This window comes from Rhodoferax sp. (genome assembly GCF_012927445.1).
In the GTDB taxonomy this organism is placed as follows: domain Bacteria; phylum Pseudomonadota; class Gammaproteobacteria; order Burkholderiales; family Burkholderiaceae_C; genus Rhodoferax.
This window is the reverse complement of sequence record NZ_JABBPD010000008.1, coordinates 146,928-160,173: the sequence shown is the minus strand read 5'-3', so window position 1 is coordinate 160,173 and position 13,246 is coordinate 146,928. Positions and strand designations below refer to the sequence as shown.

The window sequence follows — 13,246 nt, the reverse complement described above, 5'->3', positions numbered from 1 at the left end:
CATGGTGGTTTGTATTGCCTCAGATCTTGCCATTAATGCAATTTAGTTGCATTAGAATATACCGCAATCGAGTTGCATTATTGCGGCAACTCCAGACCGGCAGGTCCGCACTTTGTAAAGACGGGTTTTTCATGTCATCTCCATCCCATTTTTTTTCCGCCCCGGTTCGTAGCGTGCTGGCCTGGCCCGCATGGCTGCGGGTGCTGGTCGTGTTGCCCGCTGTGGTGCTGCTGTGGCTGGCCGTGGCCTGGGCCAACCTGGACGCCGCGCCATGGTGACGCTGGACAACCTGACGGTCAGCTACCGTCAGCACCCGGCCCTGCACCATGTCAGCGGCCAATTCGCGCCCGGCTCACTCACCGCCGTGATTGGGCCGAACGGTTCCGGCAAAAGCACACTGCTCAAAAGCATCATGGCGCTGCTGCCTATCTCCGGCGGGCGGATCACCGTGAGCACACCACGCACGCGCATGGCTTACCTGCCGCAACAGGCGGATATTGACCGCAGCTTCCCCATTGATGTGCGTGACTGCGTGCTGCTGGGCTGCTGGCCCACCGTCGGCGCCTGGGGCGGTGTCAATCAAGCGTTATTAGCGCGCGTCACGACGGCCCTGCGCACGGTGGGCCTGGAGGGCTTTGAACACCGGCCCATCGGTGCCCTGTCTTCCGGCCAATTTCAGCGCGTCCTGTTCGCCCGCGTGCTGGTGCAAGACGCCGACCTGATCTTGCTGGACGAACCCTTCAACGCCATGGATTCCAAAACCACCGCCGCCTTGCTCGCCTTGGTCCAGCAATGGCACCAACAGCAACGCACCGTCATTGCCGTGTTGCATGACGACGTGCAGGTGCGCGAGCATTTTCCGCAAACCCTGCTGCTGGCACGCGAGGTCGTGGCCTGGGGCGATACCGCGCAGGTCCTCACCGAGCCCCACTTGCGGCAAGCCAGAGCCTGGGCCGAAGCCTGGGACGACACGGCCGAGATCTGCAACACCGATGAGAAAGTGGCCGCCTGATGGACAGCTTCTTCAGCCTTTATCTCAGCCTGACCCAGGGAAGCTACGACTTGCTGCTGGCCCCGTTTGCGGAGTTTGCCTTCATGCGCCGCGCCCTGGTGGCCACGTTGGCGTTGTCGCTCAGCGCCGCGCCGCTGGGTGTTTTCCTGACACTGCGCCGCATGAGCCTGCTGGGCGATGCACTCAGCCATGCGGTGTTGCCCGGTGTGGCCATTGGCTTCATGTTGTTTGGCCTGTCGCTGACGGCGATGGCCGCAGGCGGCGTGATTGCGGGCATGCTGGTCGCCGCCATCGCCGGGCTGATCAGCCGTTCCACCGCCCTGAAAGAAGACGCCAGCCTGGCCGCCATCTACCTGGTAGCGCTGGCGCTGGGGGTGACTTTGATTTCAAGACAAGGCACGCAGCTCGATTTGCTGCACATCTTGTTTGGCAGTGCGCTGGGGGTTGACACACAAGGCTTGTACCTGGTGGCCACCGTCGCCAGCGTCAGTGTGCTGGCCTTGGCCGGGTTGTACCGCGGTTTGGTGCTGGAGAGTTTTGACCCGGTGTTTTTGAGTGCGGCCGGCCAGCGGGGCTGGGGCGGCTGGCGCAGCTGGATCTGGCAACAGGGTTTTCTGATGCTGGTGGTCATCAACCTGGTGGCTGGTTTTCAAACCCTGGGGACGCTGATGGCGGTAGGGCTCATGATGCTGCCGGCCGTCTCAAGCCGCCTCTGGCATGACACCCTGCCCGCCCAGCTGCTCAATGCCAGCGGACAGGCAATGCTGGCGGGCCTGGCAGGCCTGCTGCTGTCGTACCACCTGGACACGCCCTCGGGCCCGACCATCATCGGCTGCGCGGGGAGCCTGTATTTTTTCTCGTTGCTGTTTGCGCCCGGAGGATGGTTGCCCCGTTATCGGTCTCGCACACACCGGGTCGCCTGAAAACGTTCCAGCACGACCCGCTTTTATTTCTTCACATCCATCAGGACTATTCGATGCCACGCTTGTTACGCCCATTATTGACTTCGGTGGTTTCAGTGGTTCTGGCCGCACTGTGCCTGCACCCAACCAGCAGCTTCGCGGCCGAAAAATTGCCGGTGACCGCCAGCTTCAGCATCCTGGCTGACCTGGTGCGGGTCGTCGGGGGGGAGCGCGTCACGGTCACCACCCTGGTGGGGCCTGACGAAGACGCGCATGTCTTCGAACCGAAGCCCGTGGACGCCAGGAACATCCTGCACGCCAGGCTGCTGGTTATCAACGGCCTCGGATTTGAACCCTGGGCGCACAAGCTGACCCGATCCGCCGGCTACAAGGGCGCCACGCTGGTCGCGTCCCTTGGCGTGGCGACCCGCACCCTGCCCGCCGAGAACGGCAGCCGGCACGCCCAGAGTGATCCCCACGCGTGGCAAAACCCCGAGAACGTGATCCTTTACGTGCGCAACATTGCGGCCGCGCTCACCCAACTGGACGCCGCCGGTACGGCCACCTTCAAAAGCAACAGCGAGGCTTATATCAAGGAGCTGCAAACCCTGGACAACTGGGCCAAGAGCCAGTTTGCGCAGCTGACCAAGGACAAACGCAAGGTCATCACCTCGCACGATGCCTTTGGCTACTTTGCAGAGCACTACCAACTGACCTTTCTGGCACCACAAGGCGTGTCCACCGATGCCGAACCCAGCGCCAAACAAGTGGCGCTTCTGATTCGCCAGATCAAACGCGAAAAAATCAAGGCTGTTTTTGTGGAGAACATGAGCAATCCCAAACTGCTGGAACAACTCACCAAAGACACGGGCGTGACCGTTGGCGGCAAGCTGTATGTGGACGCCCTCTCCGGTCCGGATAAGGCGGGCGCCAGCTACCTCAAGATGATGCGCCACAACGTGACTCAATTGATGCAGGGGATGCAGCAGAACTGAGGCAAACCCGCAGCGCCGGACCAAACGCCAGCCCCTAGCCAACCTCCGTGACTGCTGGCAAAATTACTTCAACGCCAGACGCTGAAAATCAAGCATTGCCCCAACCATCATGAAAACCCGTTTATCACCGATAGCGTTGTTGCTGTTCTCGATACTCGCATGGAGTGGCGAGGTGCCGCCACCGTTTTCTTCGCTGCCCCCGGGGCAGGCGTTGCCGAAGGAATTTCGCATCGTCACCCTGCCGAAGATTGCCAGAAATAATTTTTCCCTGGTGGCCGATGAAGGCAAGACCGTCCTGCGCGTTGATTCCGACAACAGCGCTGGCAGCCTTGACATTCCCCTCACCGCGCCGGCATCGGACGCCGCAGGCGGCGGCAAAGCGGTGCTGGAATGGCGCTGGAAAGTCAACCGCATGCTGGACAAAGCGGACATGGAGGACAAACTCGACGACGACCATTCAGCGCGGGTGTATGTGTTTTTTGATGTCCCGCTGGAATCACTGTCTTTTGCCGATCGCAGCAAAATAAAACTCGCGCGCCTGGTGGCCGGCGTCGAGGTCCCGACGGCGGCCCTGTGTTACGTGTGGGACAACAAATACCGCATCGGTTACAAGACGTGGAGCCCCTACACCCATCGACTGCGAAAAATTGTCCTGCAAAGCGGGCCGGCGCATGTGGGCCAATGGATGACTGAATCGCGCGACGTGTACGCAGATTTTCGAGATGCTTTCGGCTTTGATGCCCCGGCCGTGACCAGCATTGCCGTTGGCAGCGATTCCGACAACACCAATGAGCGCGTCACCACCTGGTTCGGCGACATCAGCTTTCGCAAATGAAAATGTAGGGGTAAAAAGGTTGCGGGCTAAACTCGGCGGGCACCTCTGTGTCGTCCCGCTGGAGCATCCTTTTTGTCCTACTCTCATCTTCTTCTCGCCCTGTCCGTTGTCTTCGTCTGGGGCACCAACTTTGTCGTTATCCGCTGGGGACTGGATGGTTTGCCACCCTTTCTGTTTGCCACGCTGCGTTTTGCTTTTTCCGCCCTGCCCTGGTTGCTGTTTATCCGGCGGCCGGCGGTGCCCTGGCACAAGCTGGCCGCGTTTGGCATGTTGCTGGGGGTGGGGCAATTTGCCTTGCTGTTCCTGGCCATGCGCGCCGATATTTCACCCGGACTGGCTTCGCTGGTCATTCAGGTCCAAGTCTTCTTCACCATCGGCTTGTCGCTGCTGACACTGGGCGAACGGGTCCGGGGCTATCAACTGGCAGGACTGATGCTGGCCGTGGCGGGGCTGGCCGTCATTGCCTCGCACCTGGACGCCACCCTCACGGTCAAGGGTCTGGCCCTGGTGCTGGCGGCGGCGTTTTTCTGGGCCTGCGCCAATATGGTGGTTAAAACGGTGGGGCGCGTCGACATGCTCGGCTTCATGGTCTGGACCAGCCTGTTCGCCGTACCACCGTTATTTGCCCTGTCGTGGTGGCTGGAAGGACCGCAGGCCATGGCGTCGGGTGTGATGCACGCCAGCGTCGGGGTGTGGGCCTGCGTGCTGTGGCAGGCCATCGGCAACACACTGTTCGGCTACGGTGTGTGGAACTGGCTGCTGGCACGGCATCCGGCCGCCACGATCACACCCATGGCACTGCTGGTACCCGTCTTCGGCATGGGGGCCTCGGCACTGTCCCTGGGTGAGCCGCTGCCCCTGTGGAAGCTGGCAGCCGGCGCACTGGTGCTGTGCGGTCTGGTGGTGATCGTTGTGTGGCCGCGCCTGCGCGCGGCCCTGCTGCGAACCAACGCTTAAGCAGACGCCCATGCGCAACCAACACGAGGGTCGTTTCATCGAACATCCTGCCACGCCAGCCATTCTGCACATTGAGGGTCTGCGTTTCGGCTACCCGCAACGCGAACTGTTCACCCATCTGTCTGCGCGCATTCCGTCCGGCGTCACGCTGGTGTGTGGCGGCGATGGCAGCGGCAAGACCACATTGCTCCGGCTGCTGGCGGGGCAACTCCCCGCCCAGGCCGGCGTCCTGCAGATCAACGACATGCGACTGAGCGATCAGCCACTGTGCTACCGGCAGCAGGTGTTCTGGGCCGACCCGCAGTCAGAGACCTGGGATCAGCTCAGCGCGGTCGACTACTTCAAGTCGCTGCCCCGCCTTTACCCCCAATTTGACGAGCAGGTCTTGGCCGGGTTGATCGAAGGTTTGTCACTGACGCCGCATCTGCACAAGCCGCTTTACATGCTGTCCACCGGGTCGAAGCGCAAAGTCTGGCTGGCCGCCGCCTTTGCCTCGGGTGCAACGGTCACCTTGCTGGACGAACCCTTTGCCGCGCTCGACAAGGCTTCGATTGGTTTTGTGCTGGAACTTCTGGCAGACGCATCAAGCCACCCGAACCGAGCATGGCTGGTCGCCCACTACGATGCGCCAGGCGAGGTGCCGCTGGCGGCCATCATTGATCTGGACCACCCGTAGCTGCTGTCGCGCAACTTTCTCGCGGTAAACTGCCGCTGCTGTTGTGTTGACTTCCAACTGGCACGCCGTAACGCCGAATTCACTTCTTTAGCAGAAGCCGGATCGGGTCAGACGGCCTGCGTGTGGCTGGTTGGAAGAATAAACATGATGGAAAGTACCGTTCAAAGCGCTGCCAACGGGCAGGTCAGCAGACATTTAGAGGTGCGAAACGCATAACCGGACCTGGTTCGATCCCCCCGCATTTTGCGCAGGGCTTTTGCCCAGCCGTCCCAACTCCAGTCTGTTTTATCCTGCTGCTTGGTCGCGCTCTTTTTTCCAAAGGATGCCATGACTTATCTGCAAAAACTCGCCGCCATCGTGAATGACACGATTGCACCCGCGGCGCAAGCCACCGACCGTGATAGCGCGTTTCCGCGCATCGCCATAACGGCGCTTGGTGAGGCGGGACTCCTCGGTCTGGTCAGTGCAAGCACGGTTGGCGGCATGGGACTCGGCTTGGCAGAAGCGGCTCAGGTTGTGGAACGGATTGCCGAGGCTTGCCCCTCCACCGCCATGGTGGTGACCATGCACTATTGCGGCACCACCGTGCTGGAAAAATTCGGCAACGAGGCAACCCGGCAGGACATTGCGGCGGGTCACCATCTGACCACGCTGGCCTGGTCCGATACCGGCTCGCGCAGTCACTTCTGGGCACCCGTTGGTTCCGCGCACCAAGAGGGCAACGAGGTCGTCCTGGATTGCAGCAAAACGATGGTGACATCGGCGGGCGAGGCCAACTCTTACGTCTGGTCAACCTGTCCTGTCGCAGCCACGGGTGCCAGCACCCTATGGCAGGTTGACAGCAAACTGGCCGGCCTCAGCGAGCCCAAATTTTTCGATGGCATGGGCTTGCGCGGCAATCGCTCCTCGCCGCTGACCGCCAAGTCGCTGCGACTGTCGAACTCGGCCATGTTGGGAACCGATGGCGGTGGCTTTGACATCATGATCGGCACGGTGCTGCCGGTTTTCGCGACGCTGATCGCCTCCTGCTCGATTGGCCTCATGGAGGCATCACTCAAATCGTCTTGCGCCCATGTCAGCGGCAACAAACTGGAGCATTTGGGCACTACGCTGGCCGATCTGCCCACCATCCGCGCTTACATTGCCCGTGCCCGTATCCAGGCCGATATGGCGCGCACCTTGCGTGATGACACGATCGCGGCCTTGGCGGCCGGTCGTGAAGATGCCATGCTGCGCGTGATGCAGGTTAAGGTGGCGGCGGCAGAAGCCGCCCTGCAGGTGACTGACACCGCCATGCGCGTCTGCGGTGGCGCGGCGTTCCGCAAGGATGTTGGCGTGGAGCGTTACTTCCGCGATGCGCGGGCCGCCTCCATCATGGCGCCCACTTCCGATGTGTTGTTCGACTTTATTGGCAAGGCCGTGTGCGGCATGCCGGTGTTTGGTTAAGGAGCAGACGATGACAACACCATTGATGATGGGTGCCGTGGCTTATGCACCCAAGGTTGTGACAATCTGGGAAGGATTTAAAGAGTATTTTCGACGTCTTGATTTTGAATTCGACTACGTTCTTTATTCCAACTACGAACGTCAGGTTGAAGCGCAATTCGACGGCAGCATCGCCATCGCCTGGAACTCGCCGCTGGCCTGGGTCCGGGCCGATCGCATGGCCCGTGCCCGCGGTCAAACAGCCCGCGCCGTGGCGATGCGCGACACCGACTGCGACCTCACGTCGGTGCTGGTGGTGCGCAGCGACTCAGCGGTTGCAGAGGCGGACGAATTGGCCCAGTTGACGGGCAAAGTCATTGGTTTCGGGGCCATCGATTCACCACAAGCCAACCTGATTCCGCTCGACCATTTGCGCCAACATGGCTTGATCGCAGGGCGCGATTACACGGCCAGACGCTTCGACGTGCTGGGCGGCAAACACGGCGACCATATTGGCGGCGAACGCGAGGCAGCACTGGCCTTGATGGCCGGCGAAATTGATGCGGCCTGGATGATCGACGGCAACCACATAGCGTTCTCGCGTGAAGGCCTGTTGCCGGCCAGTGCCACCCGTATCGTGGCGCGAACCGGCATCTACGATCACTGCAACTTCACCGTCAGCCCCGGCGCACCCGAAGACAAAATTGCCCGCTTCACTGAGTTGCTGTTGGCCATGCGCTGGGAAGACCCGTTGGTACGGCCCCTGCTAGAACTGGAAGGACTCAAAACCTGGCTGCCCGGTCGCACCAGTGGTTACGATTTACTGATTCGGGCGACCGACGACGAAAAGTTTTATGACGCTGAAGGAAACATCCTTGCTACCGATTATCGATATTGAAAATTTGGGGCTCGATGCGGGCGCCCATTTATTGGTCAAACACGGCCTATTGAACGTGCCACCCGGTGACGAAATCGGTGTGATCGGCCGTTGCCCGGGATGGGAAGCCCAGTTGTCCGCTTGGTGCCGCAGTCAAGGGCATCAATTCGCCGTGTCTAAACAGGACGGGCGGACGGTGGCACGCGTAAGGCGGGGCGAGGCCGAAATCGGCCGTTGGCGCGGTGCCATGCACACGGGGCACGCCGACCCGACGGTTGAAGGCGCAGTGGCCGGGCAAGCCCAGGCTTGCTGGGGTTTGGCGGCGCGGGGCGCAACGGTGGAAGCGGGGTCACCTGCCATCCATTTCCGGCTCGATCAAAAAATGGAGGTCTGGTCCGACAGCGCCGCCGATCTGTACAAGCAGGCGGTGGCGGCGCAATGGAACCCCGATGCCGTCATTGACTGGGACGCCCCTTTTGAGTTGCCGGACATCGTGGAAGATGCGGTGGTGCAGGTGCTTACCTACATGATCGAAAACGAAGAGGCTGCCTTGATTGTGCCGGCACGTTTTCTGGGGCAATTGCATCCGCATTTTCGCGAAGTACAAGCCTTGCTGGCGATTCAGGTGGCCGATGAGGCGCGGCACATCCACGTCTTCACACGGCGTTTGCGCCTGAAGGGCCGCGAGCCGGCACTCTCGACCGCCGGCGGCCAGACTTCTCTGAAAACACTGCTGGATGAGCCTGATTTTTCCATCACGCAATTTTTGCTGTCGGTGCTGGGCGAAGGTACTTTCGTCAGCTTGTTGCACTTTCTGCATGCCCATGCGCCGGACCCGGTGACCCGGCAGGTTGCCCGGCTGGCGGCACGGGACGAAGCCCGTCACGTGGCGTTTGGCATGATGCATTTAATGTCGAGGCTGGAACAGGAACCCCAGTTCCGGACCCGTTTGGCGAACGCCGTGCAATCACGCAACGATGCCCTGTCAGGCACGTCCGGACTAAACGAAGAAGTGTTTGATGCCTTGATCCTGCTGGCAGCGGGAGAATTGACACCCACGGCAATTGCCGCCGGTTATGTTCGGGTGCAAGAGTTGATGCTGGACATGGCCGCAGGACGACAGGCCCGCCTGGAAAAACTGGGCTTTGGCAAAGAAACCGCACAACAACTGTCCGCACTGCATACGCGCAACTTCATGTAGTCAAGCCAACCCGGCGATCGCTGCCATTACGGTATCAAACCGCCCTTCGGGGCGGTTTTTTATAGTTCAGCATGTTCTGTTTGCACTCTCGATCGGAACGACTGCAATCTTGAACTCGTGAGCTCAGGCTGCGATCCGCGACAAGGCTGAATTATTGTCAGGACTCGCCTGAAGAAATTTCAACCTGAGAGAGGCTTACTTTGCCCCTATAGTCTCGTTCGCGATGAGTTACCCACTCACTCGACCGCTGGCGCGCTCGCATGCCAGCGTCAACCCAATATAACGTTCAGGAAAAAAATCATGGTCTGGCAACAGGTATACAACCCGTTTGGAAATATGGTCATTTCCACCTTGCTGGCGGCCGTGCCCGTGGTGGTGATGCTTGTGGCATTGGGATTTCTTCATATCAAGGCGCACATTGCGGCCGGTCTAGGTCTGTTGGCCGCGGTGCTGGTGGCTGTATTCGCTTATGGCATGCCTGCCAGCATGGCGGGTACGGCGGCCATGTATGGCGGTTTTACCGGCCTGCTGCCGATCGGCTGGATTGTGCTCAACATCATCTTCTTGCAGCAACTGGCGGAGCAAAACGGCAGCTTCAAAATTCTGCAAGCCTCGCTGTCGGGCATTACCGATGACCGTCGCCTGCAGCTGCTGCTGATCGCCTTTTGCTTTGGCGCTTTCTTTGAAGGCGCGGCAGGCTTTGGCACCCCGGTGGCGGTGACTGCCGGTATTTTGATCGGCTTGGGCTTCTCGCCGCTGGCCGCTTCGGGCCTGAGTTTGATTGCCAATACCGCACCCGTCGCCTTCGGCGCACTGGGCACGCCCGTCATCACGTTGGCCAAAGTCCATGGCTACGACCTGATGGAAGTCACCGCGATGATTGGGCGGCAACTGCCGTTCTTCTCGCTGCTGGTGCCATTCTGGTTGATTTGGGCCTTTGCGGGTCGCAAGGCCATGATGGAGATCTGGCCCGCGATTCTGGTCACGGGTCTTTCGTTTGCCATCCCGCAATACCTGGTGTCCAACTTCATCGGCCCGGAACTGGTGGACATCATTGCGGCCATCGTCTCGATGGTTTCGCTGATCCTGTTCCTGCGCGTCTGGCAGCCCAAGAAAATCTGGACCTCCCCTAACTTGAAGGGTCACGAGACCGACGGCGGCGAGGCCAAGGCGCCGGTGGCTATTGTGAAATACTCGCGCGCTGAGCTGATTCAAGCCTGGACGCCATGGGCCATCCTGACTGTGTTCGTGTTTGTCTGGGGCTTGCCGCCCGTGAAGAACTTCCTGAACAACATTTTCGCCCCCAAGTTCCCGATCGATGGCCTGCATAACCTGATCATGAAGATGCCCCCGGTAGTGCCGACGCCGCATCCTGAGGCCGCAGTCTATGTACTCAATCTGCTGTCAGCCACCGGCACCGGCATTTTGCTGGCGGCCATCATCGGCGCGCTGGTCATGAAATACAAACCGATGGAGATCGTGCGCTCCTTTGGCCGCACCTTCTGGCTGGTGCGTTATTCGCTGATGACCATTGTCTTGATGCTGGGTCTGGGTACCTTGACCCGCTTTTCGGGCACCGACACCACGCTGGGTCTGGCCTTTGCCAACAGCGGCGTGTTCTATCCGTTCTTTGGTACTTTGATGGGCTGGCTCGGCGTGGCGATGACCGGTTCCGACACCGCCTCGAACGTGCTCTTCGGCGGCATGCAGCGGGTAGCGGCGGATCAGTTGGGCTTGTCGCCCAACCTGATGGGCGCGGCCAACAGCTCGGGCGGCGTCATGGGCAAAATGATTGACGCCCAGTCGATTGTGGTCGCTTCCACCGCCACGCGCTGGTTCAACCATGAAGGCGACATCCTGCGCTATGTGTTCTTCCATTCGATCGCGCTGGCCTGTCTGGTGGGCATCCTTGTCACGCTGCAGGCTTATGTATTCCCCTTCACGCTGATGGTCGTTCACTGACATAAAGAACCCAGTTCCGCCCGGCTGCGCGCCGGCGCGGAATCATCTTGATTCAATCAGTCGATTCGCCGGTCATGGGCGACTCGGACTCCAAGCAGTCGTGCTCAACGCCCCATCAAGGCGCAATAAGCGTTACGCGTCGCAGGGGACACAGATGCCAGCAGTTGGTCATACGATGTTTTGTGTCGAGCCATCATTCGTGCCGAGGCCACGGTTTTTGATCTGCAAAACCAGTGGCAAGTGTGCTGCATCAAAAACAGTTCGGCGGACATCGTGAAGGCTTTGCTTTTGGGTGTTTGATTGAGGCTGCTGTTCGCGGCATTGGTGATCCCTTGCGCATGAATGCGCAGGGCTTCACGCAGGTCAAACGTGGCACTCGGAAAAAGCTTGTCGGCATACGGGATGGCTATGGCAAATTTACTCACGCGAGCATCTGCTTCTTCAATCTTGGAAAAATCCGTGACAAAGCGGTTGAACTGCTCACAGAGCACGGTCTCGGAAGTTGTCAACAAATTCCAGACTTGCGCCTGCCGGTCTGGATTCGACTCCCCCAACGCCCGCAAGTAGCCGTCCGTCAGACTTTCCATCAGTTTTTCAATCTGGTGCTGCCCGAGATGACTTCCCAACAAGGCAATGCGCCGATTTTGGTCTTTCGACTTGAGCGTGTAGGCGCCAAAGGCGGTCAACATCAGCAAAATATATGTTTCCATGACAACGTATAGGGGTGTTTGAGTATGCAAATGACGCATTGACTGCGTCGCCGTTTGATGACGATGTGATGGACTATTGGGGCCGGAGGGTGACCACCCCGTCCAGCATCAGAAAAATCAGGCAGTCAGCGCCGCCAACTGGGCCCGGAGCTCCGCGTTCTCGGCACTGAGTTCTGTGATCGTTTGCTTGAGTCGCGCAATCACGCCTTCAGGCGATTCCGGCTCGAAGCGTGCCCCGGCCTTGGCTTCGCGTACCTGCCGGGCGGCTTGTTGCAGCTCTTTCTTCCCCCCGGCCACGGCGGCCACCTGCTCTTCAACGGGCAAGGAGGCCACGGTGGCCGCCGCGTTGATGGAAATCGTGCCTGACTTCACGGCCGCCACCAGTTCGGGCGTGGCCGACTTCTGGATTTTTTCGATCTGACTGATGGTATTGCTGCTGATGCGCGCTGCCTTGGCGATGGCGTCGCGAGTGATCAAGGGTTCCGGCGCCTTGGCTCCCGCAACGGGCGGCTCACTCAGCGGCTGCGACTGCTGCTGGCGCGAGGCCTGGATGTCCTTCTTGCGCAAAGCCAACACACCACGCTGAAAATCAGACACGCTGCGCCGCCCCAGATGCTGGTCAATCATCCATAAATGGACATCGTCAATGGACTCAAATCGGCTGTTCTGCACGGTATTGAAAGGGATGCCGTGCTTGCTGCAAATGCCATAACGGTTATGCCCGTCTACCAGCACATCACCCCACAACACCAAGGCGTCACGGCAGCATTCGGCCAGCAAGCTACGCTCCAGGGCGTCGTGTTCGTCGGGGGTCAGGGGGTCGATGTAGGCAAGCAGTTCTTCGTTAACCGTGATATTCATGGCGAGGCAGGCAGGTAATGGCAAAGAGAGCTATTTTAGAAGACCCAGTGCTTTGCCACCTCTGCAAGCTAAGGTCGTAAAAAAAGGGCCGCAGCCCTTTTTGGGATGTAAGTTGCCGATTGTTAACGGGCAACCGCACGCTCTGCCAGATAGATCTCGATACGGCGATTTTTGGCGCGTCCAGAATCGGTATTGTTGTCAGCAATCGGCTCGCGCTCACCACGGCCATCAATCTGGATACGACGTCCGTCCACGCCGCGTGAAACCAGGTAGTCACGCGCGCTGGCAGCGCGATTGACCGACAGCGAGTTGTTCGTGGCCTCGGAGCCCGTACTGTCAGTGTGTCCGACGATACGGATCTCGGTATTGGGCTGGCTGTTCAAGCCTTGCGCAAACTGGTCCAGGATCGGCTGCAGATTCGACTTGATGTTGGATCGGCCCGTGTCAAACGAAATATCGCTCGGAATGTTCAGCTTGAGCTGATTGTCGGCCGTCTGCGTTACCCCCACACCGGTGCCGGCAGTGGCTTGCTCCATGGCTGCCTTCTTCTTGGCCATCTGCGTGGACCAGATGTAACCACCCAGCGCCCCAACCCCGGCACCGATGGCCGCAGACTCCCGGCTGTCGCCAATGGCAACGCCGGCCAAGGCACCCACTCCCCCGCCAATGGCGGCACTGCGCTGCGCCGGCGTCATGTCGGCGCAGCCGCTGGCCAATAAGGCAGCCGTAACGCTAAGGCTTAAAACGATGGTGCTACTACGTGATGCGAGTGTTTTCATGGTTCGTCCTTAAGGTTGATTCAAGTGTTTTGTGATGACGTAGTTTGCCGCTTT

Annotated in this window: 14 protein-coding genes; 11 read left to right on the top strand and 3 right to left on the bottom strand. The window is 59.8% G+C overall.

All coding sequences use genetic code 11. The annotated features are described in order from the left end of the window. The first annotated feature begins 131 nt into the window (after positions 1-131). From HHJ17_RS16360 to HHJ17_RS16310, 11 genes are all read left to right on the top strand, one after another. Positions 132-278 (top strand): hypothetical protein, encoded by a 147-nt coding sequence (locus HHJ17_RS16360; RefSeq protein ID WP_296502836.1) that lies wholly within the window; start codon positions 132-134, stop codon positions 276-278. Continuing rightward, on the top strand, positions 272-1,012 hold the full coding sequence (locus tag HHJ17_RS16355) for an ABC transporter ATP-binding protein (RefSeq protein ID WP_296502834.1): 741 nt from the start codon (positions 272-274) through the stop codon (positions 1,010-1,012). Before HHJ17_RS16360 ends, HHJ17_RS16355 begins: the two co-directional genes overlap by 7 nt. After that, on the top strand, positions 1,012-1,935 hold the full coding sequence (locus tag HHJ17_RS16350) for a metal ABC transporter permease (protein WP_296502829.1): 924 nt from the start codon (positions 1,012-1,014) through the stop codon (positions 1,933-1,935). The genes HHJ17_RS16355 and HHJ17_RS16350 overlap by 1 nt, the downstream gene beginning before the upstream one ends. Before the next feature lie 53 nt (positions 1,936-1,988). Continuing rightward, on the top strand, positions 1,989-2,909 hold the full coding sequence (locus HHJ17_RS16345; protein ID WP_296502825.1) for a metal ABC transporter substrate-binding protein: 921 nt from the start codon (positions 1,989-1,991) through the stop codon (positions 2,907-2,909). Between the two features lie 109 nt (positions 2,910-3,018). Beyond that, entirely contained in the window at positions 3,019-3,744 is a 726-nt protein-coding gene (locus tag HHJ17_RS16340; RefSeq protein ID WP_296506505.1) for a DUF3047 domain-containing protein, read from the top strand. Between the two features lie 72 nt (positions 3,745-3,816). Beyond that, positions 3,817-4,701: an EamA family transporter gene (locus HHJ17_RS16335; RefSeq protein ID WP_296506502.1), complete on the top strand. Its 885-nt coding sequence runs from the start codon at positions 3,817-3,819 to the stop codon at positions 4,699-4,701. Between the two features lie 10 nt (positions 4,702-4,711). Then, a complete protein-coding gene (locus HHJ17_RS16330) occupies positions 4,712-5,377 on the top strand; it encodes an ATP-binding cassette domain-containing protein (protein ID WP_366557552.1) in 666 nt (221 codons plus the stop codon). 327 nt (positions 5,378-5,704) lie between these two features. Further along, positions 5,705-6,823, top strand: a complete 1,119-nt coding sequence (locus tag HHJ17_RS16325; RefSeq protein ID WP_296506500.1) for an acyl-CoA dehydrogenase family protein — start codon at positions 5,705-5,707, stop codon at positions 6,821-6,823. A gap of 10 nt (positions 6,824-6,833) precedes the next feature. Next, positions 6,834-7,700 (top strand): PhnD/SsuA/transferrin family substrate-binding protein, encoded by an 867-nt coding sequence (locus tag HHJ17_RS16320; protein ID WP_296506498.1) that lies wholly within the window; start codon positions 6,834-6,836, stop codon positions 7,698-7,700. Then, complete coding sequence (locus HHJ17_RS16315) at positions 7,678-8,880, top strand: ferritin-like domain-containing protein (RefSeq protein WP_296506496.1); 1,203 nt, start codon at positions 7,678-7,680, stop codon at positions 8,878-8,880. Before HHJ17_RS16320 ends, HHJ17_RS16315 begins: the two co-directional genes overlap by 23 nt. A gap of 300 nt (positions 8,881-9,180) precedes the next feature. Then, positions 9,181-10,842, top strand: coding sequence for an L-lactate permease (locus tag HHJ17_RS16310; protein WP_296502803.1), 1,662 nt, complete (start codon positions 9,181-9,183; stop codon positions 10,840-10,842). 104 nt (positions 10,843-10,946) lie between these two features. Here HHJ17_RS16310 and HHJ17_RS16305 read toward each other — a convergent pair whose 3' ends face one another. The 3 genes from HHJ17_RS16305 to HHJ17_RS16295 all read right to left on the bottom strand — a co-directional run bounded on the left by HHJ17_RS16305 (position 10,947) and on the right by HHJ17_RS16295 (position 13,192). Then, positions 10,947-11,552: a hypothetical protein gene (locus tag HHJ17_RS16305; RefSeq protein ID WP_296502801.1), complete on the bottom strand. Its 606-nt coding sequence runs from the start codon at positions 11,550-11,552 to the stop codon at positions 10,947-10,949. Between the two features lie 117 nt (positions 11,553-11,669). Beyond that, entirely contained in the window at positions 11,670-12,413 is a 744-nt protein-coding gene (locus tag HHJ17_RS16300; protein ID WP_296502798.1) for a hypothetical protein, read from the bottom strand. 122 nt (positions 12,414-12,535) lie between these two features. Continuing rightward, complete coding sequence (locus tag HHJ17_RS16295; protein WP_296502796.1) at positions 12,536-13,192, bottom strand: OmpA family protein; 657 nt, start codon at positions 13,190-13,192, stop codon at positions 12,536-12,538. Positions 13,193-13,246 lie beyond the last annotated feature (54 nt).